The sequence below is a fragment of the Pseudomonas sp. WSY_20 genome, assembly GCF_043104335.1.
GTDB lineage: Bacteria > Pseudomonadota > Gammaproteobacteria > Pseudomonadales > Pseudomonadaceae > Aquipseudomonas > Aquipseudomonas parafulva_B.
This window is the reverse complement of record NZ_JBICKP010000069.1, coordinates 61,214-79,533: the sequence shown is the minus strand read 5'-3', so window position 1 is coordinate 79,533 and position 18,320 is coordinate 61,214. Positions and strand designations below refer to the sequence as shown.

Genomic DNA, 18,320 nt, shown 5'->3' with positions numbered 1-18,320 from the left:
GCAAGTGGCCATTCGTCTGCCCACGTCCAAACCTGGCAGTGGCCTTGTCACGGCTGGGGAGGCATGGGATGCTCGCCGCCCATTTTCAGGGAGATCACCCATGGCCAATACCATCCGCATTGCCGCCGCCTTATTGCTGGACTCGCAAGGTCGCACGCTGCTGGTGCGCAAGCGCGGCACTCAGGCATTCATGCAGCCGGGCGGCAAGATCGATGCCGGAGAAACCCCGGTTCAAGCGTTGGCCCGTGAGCTGCACGAGGAACTGGGCCTGCAGATCGACCCCGCCAAGGCCGTGCGCCTTGGTCAGTTCAGCGCCCCGGCAGCCAATGAGCCAGGGTTCGAGGTGCAGGCCGAGTTGTTCCGGGTGGACTGCGCGGCATCGGTAATGCCGGCGGCCGAAATCGACGAGATCACTTGGTTGGCCGCTGACCAGACGCCAGAAATGCCCCTGGCGCCCCTGACCCGTGACCTGATCCTGCCGCTGTACCGCCAGTTGCTCAGCGCACCGCACTGACCCCGTCGAGGGTGGCGAACGAAGTGTCTTTGGCCGTCAGCAGAAAATCGCGCATATAGGGTGCATCTAGCATGTCGGTGCGCACGGCAGCGTAGAGTGTTGCGAACAGGCCTTTTTCGCCCAGGCGCTTGCCTTTGACGTAACCGCGCGAGCTGTATTCGTGCAAGGCCCAATGGGGCATGCCGCACACGCCGCGGCCGCTGGCCACCAACTGCATCATCATGACCGTAAGCTCCGAGGTGCGTACGGCCGCAGGCTCGATGTCGGCTGGCTCCAGGAAGCGGGTGAAGATGTCCAGACGGTCACGCTCCACCGGATAGGTGATCAGGGTCTGGTCCGCCAGGTCCTGGGGCACCATGTAGGGTTTGCTGGCCAACGGATGTTGGTTGGCCACCGCCAGCATGGCTTCGTAGGTGAACAGGGGAACGTAGGTAATGCCGGCCAGGTCCAGGGGATCGGAGGTCACCACCAGGTCCAGGTCACCACGGGCCAAGGCGGGCAGGGGCGCGAACGCGAAGCCTGAGGCCAGGTCCAGTTCCACTTCAGGCCAGGCATCACGGAACTGATCGATGGTGGGCATCAGCCACTGGAAGCAGCTGTGGCATTCGATAGCCATGTGCAAGCGACCGGCAGTGCCGCCGGCCAGTCTGGCGATATCCCGCTCGGCGCCACGCAGCAGGGGGAGCGTGGCGTCGGCCAGTTGCAGCAGGCGCAGCCCTGCGCTGGTGAAGCGAATGGGCTTGCTCTTGCGCACGAACAACGTCAGGCCCAGGCGCTCTTCCAGTTCCTTGAACTGGTGGGACAAGGCCGACTGGGTCAGGTGCAGCCGCTCGGCCGCTTCGACCAGGCTGTCTGCTTCACGCAGGGCATGAAGGGTTTTCAGGTGGCGGATCTCCAGCACAGCTAACTCCGAGGGTAGGGCTGAGGGTAAACATCTTGGAGTTGAGTTTCCCTCATGTTACCGCCGCTGTCGACTGTGCCTTGCCCATTGACTGATCTATTGCGGCGCCTCGGTCCATCAACCCAGACCGTATTTCTTGACCTTGTCGAACAACGTGGTCTTCGCCATGCCCAGCTCCTGGCTCGCTTGGCTCAGGTTGCCCCCGGTGCGCTGCAAGGCGTCACTGAGCAGGTTGCGCTCGAAGGCCTCCACGGCCTCGGCAAAGCCCAGCCCTTGGCTGCTGGTGCCCGTGGGGCCTTTCTTGAAGGCGGGCAGCCCTAGTGCATAGCGTTCGGCCACATTGCGCAGTTCGCGCACGTTGCCCGGCCAGTCATGGGCCATCAGCCGTGACAGCGTCTGGCTGTCCAGGGTGGGCGTCTCCCGGTCGAACCGCAGCGCCGATTGCTGCAGGAAGTGCTCGAACAGCTGCAGGATGTCTTCGCGGCGTTCGCGCAGCGGTGGCAGTTCGAGGGTCACCACGTTCAGGCGGTAATACAGGTCGCTGCGAAACTGCCCGCTCTGACCCAGGCTGTCGAGGTCGGCCTTGGTCGCCGCGATGAGCCGGCAATCCACGGGAATGCTCTGGTTCGAGCCGAGCCGTTCCAGGGTGCGCTCCTGGAGCACCCGCAACAGTTTGATCTGAAGGTTGATCGGCATGCTTTCCACTTCATCGAGAAACAGCGTGCCGCCGTTGGCGTGCTCGATCTTGCCGATACGCCGTTTGCCAGCACCGGTGAAGGCGTTGGCTTCATGGCCGAATATCTCGCTTTCGAACAGGTTCTCGGGCAGGCCACCGCAGTTCAATGCCACGAAGGGCTGGCCCTGGCGACGGCTGAAGTCATGCAGGCAGCGGGCCACCAGTTCCTTGCCGGTGCCTGTCTCACCCTCGATCAGCACATTGGCGGAGGTATCGGCCACGTTGGCGATCAGTTCGCGTAGGTGCTGCATGGCGGGCGAACGACCGATGATGCGCCCCTCCAGGCTGCTCTGCCCGGCAAGCTGGCGGCGCAGCGCCGAGACTTCGCGGGACAGGCCGCGTTGCTCGAGCGCACGGCGCACCACATCGACCAGCCGCTCGGGGGAGAAGGGCTTTTCCATGAAGTCATACGCGCCGTTGCGCATGGCGCCGACGGCCATGTCGATATCACCGTGCCCGGTGATCAATACCACCGGCAGGCTGCGGTCGCGCGCCTTGAGACGGTTAAGCAGTTCCAGGCCGTCGATACCCGGCAGGCGAATGTCGCTGACCACGATGCCGGCAAAGTCATCGCCAATGCGCTCGAGCGCCTGTTCGGCACTGCCTACGCCTTCGCAACCGATGTCCTCCAGCGCCAGTGCCTGCTGGCACCCAAGAAGGACATGGGGGTCGTCTTCGACGATCAGAACGGTAAGGGGCACTTGGGTCATGGAGAGTCTGCCGATTCGCTGGGGGTGGAGGCCAAGGGCAGGATCAGCACGAAAGCTGTGCCGCCGCTGGCAGGGTGCTCGACACTGAGGCTGCCCTTGGCGGCCGCAGCAAGGCTGGCCGAGAGGGTCAGGCCCAGGCCAAGGCCATTGTCGCCCGGCTTGGTGGTGAAGAACGGTTCGAAAAGATGCTTGCGTGCCTCTGGATCGATGCCATGGCCGTTGTCACGCACCTGCAAGCGGTATTTGTCCCCCTGCAGTTCACCTTCGAGCCATAAGGCTGGTTGGGGCTGGACAGCCATGGCATCCAGGGCGTTGCCGATGAGGTTGACCAGGATCTGCTCCAGCCGGGTCTGGTCGATGGCCAACTGCAGGTCCTGGTAATGGCGGTGCACCTGCAGGTGGCTGCTGTTGATCCGTTCTGCCAGCACCTGCAGGCTGGCTTCGACCGCCTTGGCCACCGCGGCCTGGCCGCTGTCGTCACTGCGTCGGGCGAATGAACGCAGGCTGGCGGTGATGCGGCCCATGCGGTCGACCAGGCCATTGATGGTACGCAGGTTGGTACTGGCGGTCTCCAGTGCGCCGCGTTCGATGAACCGAACGGTGTTGCCCGACAAGGTACGCAGCGCCGCCAAGGGTTGATTGAGTTCGTGGGCGATACTGGTGGACATCTGTCCGATGGCTGCCAGCTTCCCAGCCTGAACCAGTTCGTCTTGCGCCTGGCGTAGGGTCTGCTCGGCATGACGGCGCTCGCGTATCTGCCCCTTGAGCCGTTCGTTGCTGGCCCGCAGGTCGGCCGTACGCTCGGCGATGCGGCGCTCGAGCTGGCTATTGGCTTGCTCCAGCGCCTCGCGGGCTGCCAGGCGGGTAGCGATGACTTTGCGTCGCTCGTTCCAGGCGATGCCCAGAATGGTCAGCAAGGCAAACGCCACACCGACCAGGATGCCCTGCACCATGGATTCGCGACGCAGATCCTGAAGCGGCGTGAGCAGCGTAAAGTGCCAGGGTGTATCGACCAGACGACGTGTCTGGGCCAGGTAGGCCACCTCATCGGGGTTGCCCTGGGCCGTTTCGCTGTTGGCCGGGAAGGTCAGCTTTTCTACCCCGTCGGCCAGGGTCTCGCGCCCCAGCGGTTGCAGCTCATTGAGCGGCCACCAGTAGTATTGCAGGCTGCGCGCCAGGCGCTCCTTGGTTTGCGGGGTCAGTGGACGCACCGATTTGAGGCGTCGAGCCGGATCGCTGGAAAGAATGATGATCCCGTTCTCGTCGCTGACGAACGCTTCCAGGCGGGCCCGCTGCCAACGTTCCTCCAGGGTATCGAGACGCACCTTGATCACGGCAACGCCGATGATTTTGCCGTGCTCCTCAAGCCCGTGGGCCAAGTAGTAGCCAGCTTCGCCCGTGGTGCTGCCGATGCCGTAGAAGCGCCCGGGTTCGCCACGCACGGCGGTCTGGAAATACGCGCGAAACGACAGGTCCTCGCCCAGGAACGAGTCGGTATCGCGCCAGTTGCTGGTGGCCTGCACCCGCCCTTGGGTATCGAGCACGAAGATCGCGCGGCTGCGGCTGCGCCGGTTGAGGCCTTCGAGATATTCGTTGACGGTTTGCCGTGAGCCACCATCAGGGTCTGTCAGCAGGTGCGACACGCTGTCTTCGAGTTCCAGCAGGCTGGGAAGGTAGGTGTACTTGCTGATTTCGCTCTCGACCGTACGCGCATGCAATTCCAACTGGCGCTCGCCATTTTCACTGAGCACGCGTATGCCGTTGCTCTCGCTGATCAGGAACCCGGCCATGCCCAGCCCGATCATCAGCAAGATGATCAGCGGAGGTAACAGCAGTTGGCGGACAAGGCGGGCTTTCACGGCAGGCTTGGCAGGTAACAGGAGCGAGGGGTCGCATTTCATCACAGTGACCTCGTCACGGCCAGCGCCCGCTGCCCGGAAGGGCGGCGGGGCCGAGCGGCTCGATGAGGCAGGATCAGTGCTGAAGGATCTTGCTCAGGAAGTGCTGGGTGCGTTCGTGACGGCCTTCGGGGTTGCCGAAGAAGTCTTCCTTCTGGCAATCCTCGATGATGTGCCCCTTGTCCATGAATATCACGCGGTTGGCCACTTTGCGGGCAAAGCCCATTTCGTGGGTCACGCACATCATGGTCATGCCTTCGTGGGCAAGCTCGACCATCACGTCCAGCACTTCGTTGACCATCTCCGGGTCCAGGGCCGAGGTGGGCTCGTCGAACAGCATGACGATCGGGTCCATGGACAATGCTCGCGCAATGGCGACCCGTTGCTGCTGGCCGCCGGACAACTGCCCGGGGTGCTTCTTGGCGTGGGCACTCAAGCCGACGCGGTCGAGCAGGGCCAGGCCCTTCTTGGTGGCTTCGGCTTCACTGCGGCCCAATACCTTGCGCTGGGCAATGGTCAGGTTTTCGGTGATGGTCAGGTGGGGGAACAGCTCGAAATGCTGGAAGACCATGCCCACGCGCGAGCGCAGTTTGGGCAGGTTGGTCTTGGAATCGGCGATCGAAGTGCCGTCGACCACGATGTCACCTTTCTGGAAAGGCTCCAGCGCGTTCACGCATTTGATCAGGGTGGACTTGCCCGACCCCGAAGGCCCGCACACCACCACCACCTCACCTTTCTTGACCTCGGTGCTGCAGTCGGTCAGCACCTGGAAGTCCCCGTACCACTTGTTGACGTTCTTGATGGAAATCATACGGTGATCCTTTTTTGCAGGCGCTTGACCAGCCACGAAGCGGAGAAGCTGATAATGAAGTACACGACGCCGGCGAAGATCAGGAACTCATGGGAGCGCCCGATGATGTCGCCGTTGGAGCGTGCCGAGTTGAGGAAGTCGACCAGGCCTACCGTGTAGACCAGGGACGTGTCCTGGAACAGGATGATGCTTTGCTGCAGCAGCAAGGGCGTCATCTTGCGGAAGGCCTGGGGCAGGATGATCAGGCGCATGGTCTGGCCATAAGTCATGCCCAATGCCTGGGCCGCGCCCATCTGGCCCTTGGAGATCGATTGCACACCGGCACGCACGATTTCGCAGAAATAGGCCGCCTCGAACATCATGAAGGCGACCACGCAGGAGGTGAAGGCCCCCACCGGCGTGTCCTGCCCGGTGATCCAGCGCAGCACGAACGGCACCGCCAGGTAGAACCAGGTGATCACCAGCAACAAGGGGATCGAGCGGAAATAGTTGACGTAGGCGCCGGCCAACCTGGACAGCAGTTTATTCGACGACAGGCGCATCAGCGCCAGCAGGGTGCCCAGCACGATGCCGCCGATGACGCCCATCACCATCAGTTGCAGGGTCATGGCCATGCCATCCCAAAGGGCGGGCAGGGCGGGGATGATTTCGCTGAAATCCAGGTCCATTTACTTGCCCCCTACAGAGATCAGGCCAGGTACCGCCACTTTCTTTTCGACGACGCGCATGAGCAGCATCAGGCCCATGTTGAGGGTGAAGTAGATCAACGTGGCCAAGGTGAACGCTTCAAACAGGTTGGCCGAGAACTCGGCGGTCTGCTTGGTTTGCGCCAGCAGTTCCATCAGGCCGATCAACGAAGCCACCGAGGAGTTCTTGAACACGTTCAAGAATTCGGAGGTGAGTGGCGGGATGATGATGCGGAAGGCCTGTGGTAGCAGCACATTGGTGTAGATCTGCGACAGGCTGAAGCCCATTGCCCGCGCTGCCGATTCCTGGCCACGTGGCAGGGCCTGGATGCCGGTGCGAACCTGCTCGCACACCCGTGCGGCGGTGAACAGGCCCAGGCACACGACCACACTGATCAAGGCCGACGTGGTCGGGTTCAAGTCCTGCTTGAACCATTCCTGCAGCCCCTCTGGCAGCAGGTCCGGCACCAGAAAGTACCAGATGAACAGCTGCACCAGCAAAGGCACGTTGCGGAACAGCTCGACGTAAGCGGTGGCGATACCGGAAACGAGCCGGTTAGGCACGGTACGCATCACGCCCAGGATCGACCCCAGCAGCAAGGCGATGATCCAGGCGGAAATGGCGATGGCGATGGTCCACCCCAGGCCGGTGATGTACCAGTCCAGATAGGTTTCGCTGCCCACGCCAGTGGACTTGAAGAATACGCCCCAGTCCCAGTTGTAATTCATCGGGATTTCCCCTCAGACGATTGTTTCACGGGCACCTTCCAGCTTCCGAGGGCAAACTGCCCTCGGATGAAAGGTTAGACACTAACGGGGAGCCTGCCGGTTTAATTCGCGCCTTGCAGCGCGGCAGGCTCCAGGCTGGGGGTCAGGATTTCTTCTCGTCTGCCGCCTTGTCGGTCGGCTCGGCGATCAGCTTCTTGAGCTCGTCGCTCATCGGGAATTGCAGGTTCAGGCCTTTTGGCGGGATTGGCTGCTGGAACCACTTGTCGTAGCTCTTGTTGACTTCACCGGACTTGAAGTAGCCAACGATCGCATCATCCACGGCCTTCTTGAAGGGCTCATCACCCTTGCGCACCATGCAACCGTAGATTTCATAGGATTGCGGCGTACCGGTGATGACCCAGTCCGACGGCTTGCGAGCCTTGGCCATTTCGCCAGCCAGCAGCGCGTCATCCATCATGAAGGCCACGGCGCGGCCGCTCTCGAGCATGTTGAAGGCTTCACCGTGGTCCTTGGCGGAGATCACGTTCATCTTCATCTGCTTGTCGGCGTTCATGGCCTTGAGAATGCGCTCGGAGGTCGTGCCTGCGGTAGTCACTACGTTCTTGCCAGCCAGGTCTGCGAAGTCCTTGTAGGCCGGCTGACCGTCTTTGACCTTGGTCAGCAGACGGGTGCCAACCTCGAAGATACCCACCGAGAAGCTGACTTGCTGCTGACGCTCGACGTTGTTGGTGGTGGAGCCGCACTCCAGGTCGACGGTGCCGTTCTGCACCAGCGGGATGCGGGTCTGGGAAGTGACCAGGTTATAGCGGACCTTGATGTCGGTACCCAGTTGCTTCTTCAGGGCCTCGACGACGGCCAGCTGGATGTCGTGGGAATAGCCTACAGGCTCTGGCTTGCCGGCCAGGTAGGAAAACGGGATGGAGGAGTCGCGGTGGCCCAAGGTGATGGTGCCTGAATCCTTGATCTTCTTCAGGGTGCCGGTGAGTTCTTCGGCCATGGCCGGCGAAGCGATTACAGCAGCCGCGATGGCGGCGCCCAGCAATTGACGAACGATACGCATCAAATTTTCCTCGACGTGTTTGTTTTTTTTATGGAGCCGTTGGCGGACTCTTTCGTTCAACGGATACGGCAGCTGTTGCATCCGGTTGATGGATATGAGCAGAAGTCGTGCCAAGGTCCGTGAAGCATGTTAGCCCCGCTGAAAGCGAGGGCGTTAGCCTTGTTCGACTAATTCGAGTTTTTCAACAGAGTCGGAAATTCGAATGACCTTCAATTTCATGTTCGGTTATCCGAATGAGTGTTCATGCTTGTGTACCCAGCCATATGTAACACCTGCCCATGACAGCCCGATGTTCTGCTACGCCATTTTCCAGACCAGAGGAAGATTTGTGGCAGATAACGCACTACCTCATCTTTCCGTTGATGCATGTGTGGCGAAGGCGTTGCCGGCTTGGCTGACCAGCGCTGATCCGGACCTGCTGAGCACATTCCACCGGGCGCTCGATCTTGAACAGTTGTCGAGCGAGGCGGTCAGGGCGCGTTTGAAAACGTTGCCTGGGCTAGAGACCTTTGCCCGCCCATTACTTCAGGAGGCGCTGCGAGCCAGGGGCTTGGGTGAGGTGAATGTAGACACCGCCCAGGTGGTGCTGCATGACAAAGTTGCGATACCCAGTGCCGCGCCTCGACTGCAGACACCCATGAGAGCGCTTTACAGCAAAGAGTCGCTGCTGGTGGCCGCGCTGCACAACTTTCATGAAAGCGAGACCTTTCCCGGCCTGCACCGGCGCGCTCACTTGCAAGAGGCAAACGGCACTGTATTGCCGCTCTCCTTCGAAGCGTTTGCTCGGCTCTGCCGGCAGCTGGACCTGGGCGGGCAGTACCAGCAGCAGCTGCGTACGTGCTTGTTCCCCAAGGCGCGCCCCCCAGCACCCGCCGATTTTGGGCAGCGTGCGGTAGAACAGATTTTCGAGGAGCGTCTACGTGCGGCACTCGATGTTGCAGTCAGGATGGCCAGGCTCAAAGGGCAGTTGACCGAGCAAGACTACCTGGCACTTCTGCCACTGATAGCCCAGAAGCCGACCGTACCGGCCGTGACTCAGGGGTTCCAGCCGTTCGAGCTATTTGTCCTAGGCAAGCCCGTTCAGCGTTGCCTGGTCATTGAGCTTCGCGCAGCGGCCAATGGGCCCATGCACGGCTTGATAAGCTGGTTTTCCGATGACCCGGCCGAGCCCATCGGGCGGCATGCGGACTGGGCTGGATTTTACGAGCACCTCGGCAAGCGGCTGCGTGAGCGTCAATATAGACGGTATTTCGTCAGCTTGATCGCCCAGCGCGAGCAGCCTGCGTTCCTGGCCCAGTTGGCGCAATTGAACAAATCCTCTGGTGGATCTACACCGCTCGCCATCGATGGTCGCCATTTCGCAATAAAAGGCTCTGTCTTTGCCTGCCTGCGTAAACGCTTGCTCAATACAATGATCGACGATGCCCGGGTGCTGGCCGTCCCTACGGGCGATTTGACTCAACTTGAGCGGCACGAGCGCATCGACGCCTTGAAAGGGGCAGGGCTCGATGCGCTCACCCTGGCCGCGCAGTTCGTTCCCGGCTTGGGCGAAGTTTTGTTCGTAGCGGCAGCCGTAGACGTCGCGCGCGAAGTCTACGACGGTTACGAGGCTTGGCAGATAGGCGACAGGCAGCAAGCGCTGGCCCATGTGTTCAATGTGGCGCAGGTCGTGGCCACGGGCGCAGTGCTTGGGGCTGCGCAGTCTACGATCGGCGGCGCGCTAGAGCGCATCGGTTTGGTCGACGGCCTCACGCCGGTGAGGGTGGCCAACAGGGGGTTGCGTCTGAAAAAGATGCCGGCGTCGGCCCACAGCCTGGAGCATCCGGGTGAATTGATGCGCAGTTTTGGCGCCGATCTTGAGCAGGTATCCAACCTGGATGCCGACGTGCTGATGCAGGTCACGGGTCTGTCGCCTGAACACTTGCGCAGCTTGCGTTTACACGAGGAGCCGGCGCCAGCACGGCTCAGGGAAGCGCAGGCACGGCACCTGCTGCATAGCCAAGGGCCGACCTCCGAGCTGTTGGTCGAGCAAGCGCTGGCACTTTCAGTGGGCGAGCCAGGCGTTGGCGTGGATACGCTCACTCGCGACTTCACCGGCCTGTCAGTGCCACTGGCGCAAGAAATCGTGGAGTGCGCCACCACCGAACAACTGGCGACGCTGATGAGCGGCAAGGTACCCCTGCCGCTTGCTGAGCGAGCGCGTTGGGCTTTGCGTGAAAGCCGCATCGATCGCGCGTTGTTGGGGCTCGAGCATGAGCATGCCGCCAACCTGGACACACTGCGCCTGGCACTGGCGCTGATCGATGAAACATCGCCATGGCCCGTGTCAACACGTATCGAGGTGCGTTTGGGGGAGGCTCAGGGCCAGCTAGTGGTCTCACACGGCCCGGCTGATGCACAGCGCACCGAGGTGATCGTGCAGACCATCGGGGGATATCAGTTGCAAGCACATCCTATCCAGGCCCGGGACCAAGGGCTGCTGGCATGCCTGCTGCAGACCCTGGATGAAACCCAGAAAACCGCTTTCGGCGGCCCATCGGTTACGACAGCCGAATTAGGGGCAGATCTGCTGCATAGGGCGGCTGCCGACCGTGGGAAGACGGCCCAGTCGCTGGGGATGACGGCGCTGGGTGGTCGCTTCAATCCGCCTCGCCGACTCCAGGATGGCCGTGTCGGTTATCCCCTCAGCGGGCGGGGCGAGAGCAGTCGGCAAGCACTGCGTCGGGGCATACGCCGCATTTACCCGACACTGACCGATGACCAGATGGACGCTTATCTGGCGCAATTGATCGAGCGCGACGTGAACCTTTGGGACCACCTGAGCGATCTCGAAGGGCGACTGGAACGTCTGCGTCAGTCCCTCGCCTCCTGGGAGCGCCAGGGCAATGGCTTCATTGATCGGCGCCGCCGACGCAGGGTGGCCACCCACATTCGTCGCGCTTGGCGACGCAAGACGGTCGCGTCCGAGAATGATGAGTATGTGCTGCGTCTAGAGGGCGAGCAGGTAGGCACGCTACCTGACCTGCCTGGTGACATCGATTTCAATCACGTGCGGCAACTGGCCTTGCGCAACCTGGCGCTTACCTATGTCAGCGATGCCTTTCTCAGACGCTTCCCGCACTTGCAGGTGCTCGATTTGCGCGGCAACCAGTTGACGCAGCTGCCTACAGGACTCAGCGGTCTGGGGCAGTTGCGCACACTGCGCCTTGATGACAATCGGATCGTACTGCAACCCGACAGTGACACGGTGCTGACCGGGCTGACCCACCTTGAACACATCAGCTTGAGCGGTAATCCGATCGGCCGCGTACCGAACCTGTCTGCCCTGCGTCATCTGCGTGCGATTTCACTGCGCAACACGGGCCTGTTGAACCCCCCGCAGCCCCATCAAGTGCTGTGGCGCGGCCTGATGGACATCCGTGAAAACCAGATTCGTGAGGTCAACGAGCACCTGCGCGCGCTTGGAGACCGCATCCAGCAACTGTCCCTGCACGACAATCCGTTGGACGAAGCCAGTCAGCAAGCACTCGCCACTGCAAACGAGGGCTCACGCGCCCCACGCCACCATGCCCGAGTGTCCGTTGACAACGAACTGCGAGACAGCTGGATTGGGCCGGCCAAGCCAGAGATACGCCATCGGTATGAACGCATCTGGAGCGCCTTGCTCGACGATGAGGGGTCGGCCGATCTGTTCCGGTTCCTCGCCGACTTTGCCGAGTCTGACGATTTTGACGAACGGCCGCAGTACTACCGCGCACGTATATGGCACATCCTGGAGTTGTGTGCTGAAAGTACGGATGTCCGCGAATCGGTCTACTTGCAGACCCAAGGTCCGCAAACCTGCGATGACCGTCTGTTGCTGCTGCTCAGTCAACTGGAGGTGAGGGCGCATATCGCCATGCATACGGCTGGGACGAGTGCCGGGCAGACTGAGCGCGAACTCTTGCGACTTGGCCGTTCGCTGTACCGCCTGGACCAGGTGGACAGTATTGCCGCTCGGCACATCGAGCAAATGCGACGCGATCCCTATGCGATGGTGGATGACATCGAAGTGTACCTGGCTTATCGGGTCAATCTGGCGAGTCGCTTGGGGTTGCCGGCTCAGCCGAGCTACATGAACTACCCGGAATTCAGCGACGTCATCAGTCGGCAGGTCAGGCTGGCCGGAGACCGGGTACTGGCGGGTGAAAGTCTGGATGTGCTGGCAGCAGCGCTGGCGCAACGCGAGTTCTGGCAGTCGTTTGTGCGCAGCTATTATCGCGAACGTTTCGAGGCGCTGGCGGCACCGTTTCACGAACGGCTCGAGGCCGCCGAGCGCACCGCCGGCGAGCACGGGGAGCAGGTCTATCTACAGCAAGCTGCTGCCTTGAAGGCTGAACTCGATGCCCAGGAGCAGGCGCTTTACCATGAGCTCGCCATTGAGGCCTACAACCGCCTGTGAGCATGGGCTGACAGGCGGCGCACCTGGGTCAGGCGGCGTGGCTGCGCTGCGTTGCCTTTTTCAGGTACTGGGCGAGGGTGTTCTGTTCCGCCTCCGTGGTAAACAGCCCAAGCTTGGTACGACGCCACAGGATATCTTCAAGGCAGGTTGCCCACTCATGCTCGCACAGGTAATCCACCTCGCGGGCAAAGAGCCCCGCACCAATGGCCTGACCCAGGTCCTGCGGGCCTTCGACGCCTGCCAACAGTGTCCAGACGCGGCTGCCATAGGTGCGTGCCCAGCGCTGGGCAATGGCCGGGGCGAGCCAGGTATGCCGAGCAAGCAAGGCTTCTTCAAGTGCCTGGGGCGTGGTCATGTCCTCGCCGCCCGGCAGGGTTGCTTCGGCCGTCCAACTGCCGCCCATCTGGCTGAAGAATGGCTTGAGTTCGGCCATGGCCGATTCGGCCAGCTTGCGGTAAGTGGTGAGCTTGCCACCGAAGACCGAGAGCAGGGGGGCTTCACCGTGGGCGGCGGACAGTGCCAAGGTGTAGTCACGGGTAACGGCCGACGGGTTGTCCGACTCGTCATTGCACAGGGGGCGAACGCCTGCATAGGTGCTGAAGATGTCACTGCGCTGCAGCTGGTGATTGAAGTGGGCGTTGACCACCTTCAGCAGATAGTCGGTTTCCTGATCGGTGATCGCTACCTTGGCAGGGTCGCCTGTGTATTCACTGTCAGTGGTGCCGATCAGCGTAAAACGATCAAGATACGGGATGCAGAAAACGATGCGCTGGTCTTCGTTCTGCAAAATGTAAGCGTGCTCGCCTTCATACAGCCGGGGGACGATCAGGTGACTCCCCTGAATCAGGCGAATGCCGTAAGGAGCGTCCAGTTTCAGGTCGTTCTTGATGAACTGCGCAACCCATGGGCCGGCGGCGTTCACCAGCCCTTTGGCCCGCACCATCCGGGTGCTGCCGTCGGCGTGCTGCACATCCACTTCCCAGATGGCGCCGACACGCCTGGCGCCCAGGCACAGTGTCTGGGTGTGAATATGCGCGCCATGTTCACGGGCGGCCATGGCGTTGAGGACCACCAGGCGAGCGTCGTCAACCCAGCAGTCGGCATATTCGAAACCGCGGGTGATGGCCGGCTTGAGCGCGGAGCCCGCGCCAAATCGCAGGCTGCGCGAGGCGCCCAGGCGCTTGCGCTTGCCCAGGTGGTCGTACAGGAACAGGCCAGCACGGATCATCCAGGCAGGGCGCAGATGGGGGCGGTGGGGCAGCACGAAGCGCATGGGCTTAACAATGTGCGGTGCCTTGGCCAACAGGACTTCGCGTTCGGCCAGGGCCTCACGTACCAGACGAAACTCGTAATGCTCAAGGTAGCGCAGACCACCGTGAATCAGCTTGCTGCTGGCTGATGAGGTGTGCCGGGCCAGGTCGTCCTTTTCACACAGAAAGACTTTCAGGCCGCGGCCGGCAGCGTCGGCGGCGATGCCCACACCGTTGATGCCACCGCCTATCACCACCAGGTCATAGCAATCGGCGACGGGAGCGCTGGTCGAATCGGGCTGGGACACAGGGGAGGTCTCCTGGAGCAATTTGTATCGAAAGTGAACATTTATGTTCGTTTCCGAAAATACTAGCGCAAGCGAACGCGACTCGCCAGTCCGTATTCATAGAAAATACTGATCAGGTGACAAGCAAATGAACATTAACGAAAAAAGCCCGTAGGGGCGCGGGCTTGTGCCGCACCCACGGTTGCAGCGCCTGTAGAGACAACCTAAACCACTTCGACACGCACCTTGTGTTCATTGAGCAGTTGGACCAGGGCAGGGGTTGGGGTCTGATCGGTCACCAGGCAGTCGACCAGGCTGATGGCGCCCAGGCGCACCATGGCATTGCGCCCGAACTTGCTGGAGTCCGCTGCCAGGATCACCTGCCGAGCATTGGCAATGATCGCCTGGGATACGCGCACTTCCTGATAGTCGAAATCCAGCAGGCTCCCGTCTTCATCGATGCCGCTGATACCGACCAGGGCGTAATCGACCTTGAACTGATTGATGAAGTCGACACTGGCCTGGCCTACGACGCCGCCGTCACGGCGCACGGTACCGCCCGCCACCAGGACCTCGAAGTCATCCTTGGCCGCCAGGATGGAGGCGACGTGCAGGTTGTTGGTGATGACCTTCAGTTGGCTGTGGTTGAGCAAGGCACGCGCGATGGATTCGGTGGTGGTGCCGATATTGATGAACAGTGAGGCATGATCGGGCACCTGCCGAGCGACAGCCTCGGCGATGCGCTGCTTTTCATCACGCATCTGGTCGGCGCGCATGGCATACGCCGTGTTCTCGACGCTTGAATCGTAGGCTGCGCCCCCGTGGTAACGGCGCAACAGGTCGAGCTCTGCCAGTTGATTGATGTCGCGGCGGATCGTTTGCGGGGTAACGACGAACAGCTGCGCCATTTCCTCGATACTGACGTAGCCGCGGTCGCGGACCAGTTCGAGGATTTGTTGTTGGCGTGGAGGCAAATTCATGGACGTCCTTCGGAGCAGCCTGACAAATGCTGCAATGATGCCGTAGGACGGGGATGACGACCAGCGTGGCGTCCGAAGGGTGGATCCGGCGCAGGCCATGGAGCGGACTGCGCCGTTGCCTACGGTGATCAGGCGTCGTGTTCTTCCCAATCGCGGGTGCGATCGACGGCTTTTTTCCAGCCACCGTACAACTTCTCTTTCTGCGCTTCATCCAGTTGCGGGCTGAACTCCCGCTCGATGATCGCCTTGTTGCGCAATTCGTCCAGGCTGCTCCAGAAACCGCAAGCCAGGCCCGCCAGGTAGGCTGCACCCAGCGCCGTGGTCTCGCGCATCTTGGGGCGCTCGACGCACGTGCCGAGGATATCGGCCTGGAACTGCATCAGGAAGTTGTTGGCCACCGCGCCGCCGTCAACCCGCAGTTCGGACAGGCGTTGGCCGCAGTCCTGCTGCATTGCATCGAGCACGTCGCGGGTCTGGTAGGCGATGGACTCCAGTGCTGCGCGGATGATGTGATCCACCTTGACGCCGCGGGTCAGGCCAAACAGCGCGCCGCGGGCATAAGGGTCCCAGTAGGGGGCGCCAAGGCCGGTAAAGGCAGGCACCAGGTAGACGCCATTGCTGTCCTTGACCTTGCTGGCGAAGTACTCGGTATCCAACGCGTCATTGACGATCTTCAGTTCATCGCGCAGCCACTGGACCGTCGAGCCGCCGTTGAACACGGCCCCCTCCAGGGCATAGGCCACTTCACCGCGCGGGCCACAGGCGATGGTGGTCAACAGGCCATGGGAGGAAGTGACGGCCTTGTCGCCCGTGTTCATCAGCAGGAAACAACCAGTGCCATAGGTGTTCTTCGCCTGCCCCGGTTCCACGCACATCTGCCCGAACAGGGCCGATTGCTGGTCCCCGGCGATGCCGGCGATGGCGATGCCACTTTTGGTATGCCCATAGACCTCGGAAGAGGAGCGCACCTCTGGCAGCATTTGCGCAGGGATGCCCAGGATGTCGAGCAGCTTTTCATCCCACTGCAGCGTGTGGATGTTGAACATGAGGGTTCGCGAGGCGTTGGTGTAGTCGGTGACATGCACCTTGCCGCCGGAAAACTTCCAGATCAGCCAGGTATCGACGGTGCCGAACAGCAGCTCGCCACGCTCGGCGCGTTCCCGGGCGCCGTCGACATTGTCCAGGATCCACTTGAGCTTGGTACCGGAAAAGTACGGGTCGGTGACCAGACCCGTGGTTTCACGAATGTAGTCCTCAAAGCCGTCGCGCTTGAGCTGGGCGCAGATTTCGGTGCTGCGCCGGCATTGCCAGACGATGGCGTTGTATACCGGGCGGCCGGTTTCCTTGTCCCAGACGACGGTCGTTTCGCGCTGGTTGGTGATGCCCAGGGCCGCGACCTGGGCATGGCTGATGCCAGCTTGGGCCAGTGCTTCGACCATGGTCGCACTCTGGGTGGCGAAGATTTCCATGGGGTCGTGCTCGACCCAACCTGCCTGCGGATAATGCTGGACGAACTCACGCTGGGAGGTGCCGACCACATTGGCGTCGCGGTCGAAGATGATCGCACGCGAACTGGTGGTGCCCTGGTCCAGGGCGATGATGTACTGCTTGTCCTGAGTGTCTGTCATGGTGTTGGCCTTGCAAAATAGGGGTCGTGGCGGGTCTGTCTGCCGTGCTCAGTTGACTTGCGTATCGCCTTGGCGACCATCGCTTGCCGCAGGCGTGGACGTTGGAGCTGCGGGCAAATTGCGGGCAATCAAGCCACGATAGGTGGCAGCACCCAGGCAGGCGCCGATGATAGGGCCGAATATCGGCACCAGGAAGTAAGGCACATCTCGGCCGCCGGTAAAGGCGATTTCGCCCCAGCCTGCCAGGAACGTCATGATTTTCGGGCCCAGGTCGCGTGCCGGGTTCATGGCAAAGCCGGTCAAGGGCCCCATGGCACTGCCAATCACCGCGATCAGCAGGCCGATCAGCAGCGGCGCCATCGGGCCGCGGGGTAGGCCGTTGTTATCGTCGGTCAGGGCCATGATGACGGCCATGAGGATCGCCGTGATCACCACCTCCACCAGCAGCGCTTGCGCCGTAGACAAGGAAGGATGGGGATAGGTCGAGAAAACCGCTGCCAGGTCCAGGCTGGATTCACTACCGCGCAGCATGGCGTGCGCTTGTTCGAAATCGAAGAACAGGCTGCTATAGAGGGTGTAGACCAGCGCCGCGCCGCAGAAGGCACCACACACTTGGGCAAGCATGTAGAAAGGCAGCTTGCGCCGCTCGAAGCCGGCGAACAGGGTCAGCGCGATGCTGACGGCAGGGTTCAGGTGTGCACCGGAGATCCCGGCGGTGAGGTAGATGCTCATGCTGACTCCCACCCCCCAAATGATGCTGATTTCCCAGAGTCCGAAGCTTGCGCCTGCGACTTTGAGCGCGGCGACGCAGCCGGTACCGAAGAAGATCAGCAGCGCAGTACCGAGGAATTCGGCCAGGCACTGACTGGACAGCGTGGGTTGGCCTTGGGCAATTGTCATGTATGACCTCGTTGTTTTTGTTGTGAGTCGCGCGGGGCTCGACAGCAAGGCCCGGACCTTCCGGATGGTCCTGGGCGGATATGAGGTGCACCGTGAAGGTGCACCCCCGGCATTCAGAAACGAAAAAATATAGACAAGAAACGCTGATGTCAAAGGTCGAAAGTGAACGGTCAGTCACGTTTTGGGCAACGGCCACCAGCGTGATGCCCCATCGTAGAGCGGGGCGCACGGGCTTCTTGGCTGGAATGTGGGAATTGACCTAAAGTAGCTGCCGATCTGTCTTACACCGGAACTTCGTATGACGCCCGCTCTGGACCTGCTGAAAAAGCATCACGCGCACTATCACGTTCACAGCTACGAGCATGATCCCAAGACAGCGTCCTATGGACTGGAAGCTGCAGATAAGCTCGGCCTGGACCCGCAGCAGGTATTCAAGACGCTGCTGGCTTGTAGCGAGAAAGGGGAGTTGCTGGTAGCGGTGGTGCCTGTGGTGGGTACCCTTGATCTCAAGGCCTTGGCGCATGCGGCGGGGGTGAAAAAGTGCGAGATGGCCGACCCTGTCAAGGCGCAGCGGGCAACAGGCTATCTGGTAGGTGGGATCAGCCCGCTAGGGCAAAAGAAACGTCTGCGCACCTTCATCGACGAGGCGGCGCAGCGTTTTGCGACTATCCATGTGAGCGCCGGACGACGTGGGCTGGAGGTGGAACTGGCGGCAACGACCCTGGCCGAGCATACCCAGGCCACCTTTGCCAGTATTGGCAGAACGTGATGCCCATTCATCCTTGCTAC

14 protein-coding genes are annotated in these 18,320 nt (G+C 61.5%); 3 read left to right on the top strand and 11 right to left on the bottom strand.

Features of this window, described 5'->3' with window-relative positions:
• Nucleotides 1–100: 100 nt before the first annotated feature.
• Complete coding sequence (locus tag ACF8E5_RS16955; RefSeq protein ID WP_196121821.1) at nucleotides 101–514, top strand: NUDIX domain-containing protein; 414 nt, start codon at nucleotides 101–103, stop codon at nucleotides 512–514.
• Here ACF8E5_RS16955 and metR read toward each other — a convergent pair.
• The 7 genes from metR to ACF8E5_RS16920 all read right to left on the bottom strand — a co-directional run bounded on the left by metR (nucleotide 498) and on the right by ACF8E5_RS16920 (nucleotide 8,045).
• On the bottom strand, nucleotides 498–1,415 hold the full coding sequence (gene metR / locus ACF8E5_RS16950; protein WP_023535218.1) for a transcriptional regulator MetR: 918 nt from the start codon (nucleotides 1,413–1,415) through the stop codon (nucleotides 498–500). The two genes, ACF8E5_RS16955 and metR, sit on opposite strands and share 17 nt — an antisense overlap.
• 117 nt (nucleotides 1,416–1,532) lie before the next feature.
• The gene (locus ACF8E5_RS16945; protein WP_144966341.1) at nucleotides 1,533–2,861 is read right to left on the bottom strand and encodes a sigma-54 dependent transcriptional regulator; all 1,329 of its coding nucleotides are present in this window, start codon (nucleotides 2,859–2,861) and stop codon (nucleotides 1,533–1,535) included.
• On the bottom strand, nucleotides 2,858–4,762 hold the full coding sequence (locus ACF8E5_RS16940; RefSeq protein WP_058639300.1) for an ATP-binding protein: 1,905 nt from the start codon (nucleotides 4,760–4,762) through the stop codon (nucleotides 2,858–2,860). Before ACF8E5_RS16940 ends, ACF8E5_RS16945 begins: the two co-directional genes overlap by 4 nt.
• 73 nt (nucleotides 4,763–4,835) lie before the next feature.
• Complete coding sequence (locus tag ACF8E5_RS16935) at nucleotides 4,836–5,570, bottom strand: amino acid ABC transporter ATP-binding protein (protein ID WP_058605188.1); 735 nt, start codon at nucleotides 5,568–5,570, stop codon at nucleotides 4,836–4,838.
• On the bottom strand, nucleotides 5,567–6,238 hold the full coding sequence (locus ACF8E5_RS16930) for an amino acid ABC transporter permease (RefSeq protein ID WP_023535230.1): 672 nt from the start codon (nucleotides 6,236–6,238) through the stop codon (nucleotides 5,567–5,569). The genes ACF8E5_RS16935 and ACF8E5_RS16930 overlap by 4 nt, the downstream gene beginning before the upstream one ends.
• On the bottom strand, nucleotides 6,239–6,985 hold the full coding sequence (locus ACF8E5_RS16925; RefSeq protein WP_058605186.1) for an amino acid ABC transporter permease: 747 nt from the start codon (nucleotides 6,983–6,985) through the stop codon (nucleotides 6,239–6,241).
• A gap of 142 nt (nucleotides 6,986–7,127) precedes the next feature.
• Nucleotides 7,128–8,045 carry a glutamate/aspartate ABC transporter substrate-binding protein gene (locus tag ACF8E5_RS16920; protein ID WP_058639693.1) on the bottom strand — a complete coding sequence of 306 codons (918 nt, stop codon included), beginning with the start codon at nucleotides 8,043–8,045 and terminating at the stop codon, nucleotides 7,128–7,130.
• 370 nt (nucleotides 8,046–8,415) lie between these two features.
• On the opposite strand from ACF8E5_RS16920, the gene ACF8E5_RS16915 reads away from it, so the two are divergent.
• Complete coding sequence (locus ACF8E5_RS16915; RefSeq protein WP_392475565.1) at nucleotides 8,416–12,486, top strand: NEL-type E3 ubiquitin ligase domain-containing protein; 4,071 nt, start codon at nucleotides 8,416–8,418, stop codon at nucleotides 12,484–12,486.
• 28 nt (nucleotides 12,487–12,514) lie between these two features.
• On the opposite strand, the gene glpD is transcribed toward ACF8E5_RS16915, so the two are convergent.
• The 4 genes from glpD to ACF8E5_RS16895 form a co-directional block, all read right to left on the bottom strand.
• Entirely contained in the window at nucleotides 12,515–14,044 is a 1,530-nt protein-coding gene (gene glpD, locus ACF8E5_RS16910) for a glycerol-3-phosphate dehydrogenase (protein WP_392475564.1), read from the bottom strand.
• Nucleotides 14,045–14,247: 203 nt separating this feature from the next.
• Nucleotides 14,248–15,003 (bottom strand): DeoR/GlpR family transcriptional regulator, encoded by a 756-nt coding sequence (locus tag ACF8E5_RS16905; RefSeq protein WP_058639696.1) that lies wholly within the window; start codon nucleotides 15,001–15,003, stop codon nucleotides 14,248–14,250.
• 128 nt (nucleotides 15,004–15,131) lie between these two features.
• Nucleotides 15,132–16,631, bottom strand: a complete 1,500-nt coding sequence (glpK, locus tag ACF8E5_RS16900) for a glycerol kinase GlpK (RefSeq protein ID WP_058639697.1) — start codon at nucleotides 16,629–16,631, stop codon at nucleotides 15,132–15,134.
• A gap of 48 nt (nucleotides 16,632–16,679) precedes the next feature.
• On the bottom strand, nucleotides 16,680–17,531 hold the full coding sequence (locus ACF8E5_RS16895; protein ID WP_058639698.1) for an MIP/aquaporin family protein: 852 nt from the start codon (nucleotides 17,529–17,531) through the stop codon (nucleotides 16,680–16,682).
• Between the two features lie 298 nt (nucleotides 17,532–17,829).
• Between ACF8E5_RS16895 and ybaK the strand changes: the two genes are divergently transcribed.
• Nucleotides 17,830–18,300, top strand: coding sequence for a Cys-tRNA(Pro) deacylase (gene ybaK, locus ACF8E5_RS16890; RefSeq protein ID WP_058605180.1), 471 nt, complete (start codon nucleotides 17,830–17,832; stop codon nucleotides 18,298–18,300).
• Nucleotides 18,301–18,320: the final 20 nt, after the last annotated feature.

What these genes read in the sequence shown, in the direction of transcription:
- ACF8E5_RS16955 (WP_196121821.1), top strand. Translation starts at nt 101, where the DNA reads ATGGCCAATACCATCCGCATTGCCGCCGCCTTATTGCTGGACTCGCAA.
- ACF8E5_RS16945 (WP_144966341.1), bottom strand. Translation starts at nt 2,861, where the DNA reads ATGACCCAAGTGCCCCTTACCGTTCTGATCGTCGAAGACGACCCCCAT.
- ACF8E5_RS16940 (WP_058639300.1), bottom strand. Translation starts at nt 4,762, where the DNA reads ATGAAATGCGACCCCTCGCTCCTGTTACCTGCCAAGCCTGCCGTGAAA.
- ACF8E5_RS16935 (WP_058605188.1), bottom strand. Translation starts at nt 5,570, where the DNA reads ATGATTTCCATCAAGAACGTCAACAAGTGGTACGGGGACTTCCAGGTG.
- ACF8E5_RS16930 (WP_023535230.1), bottom strand. Translation starts at nt 6,238, where the DNA reads ATGGACCTGGATTTCAGCGAAATCATCCCCGCCCTGCCCGCCCTTTGG.
- ACF8E5_RS16925 (WP_058605186.1), bottom strand. Translation starts at nt 6,985, where the DNA reads ATGAATTACAACTGGGACTGGGGCGTATTCTTCAAGTCCACTGGCGTG.
- ACF8E5_RS16920 (WP_058639693.1), bottom strand. Translation starts at nt 8,045, where the DNA reads ATGCGTATCGTTCGTCAATTGCTGGGCGCCGCCATCGCGGCTGCTGTA.
- ACF8E5_RS16905 (WP_058639696.1), bottom strand. Translation starts at nt 15,003, where the DNA reads ATGAATTTGCCTCCACGCCAACAACAAATCCTCGAACTGGTCCGCGAC.
- glpK (WP_058639697.1), bottom strand. Translation starts at nt 16,631, where the DNA reads ATGACAGACACTCAGGACAAGCAGTACATCATCGCCCTGGACCAGGGC.
- ACF8E5_RS16895 (WP_058639698.1), bottom strand. Translation starts at nt 17,531, where the DNA reads ATGACAATTGCCCAAGGCCAACCCACGCTGTCCAGTCAGTGCCTGGCC.
- ybaK (WP_058605180.1), top strand. Translation starts at nt 17,830, where the DNA reads ATGACGCCCGCTCTGGACCTGCTGAAAAAGCATCACGCGCACTATCAC.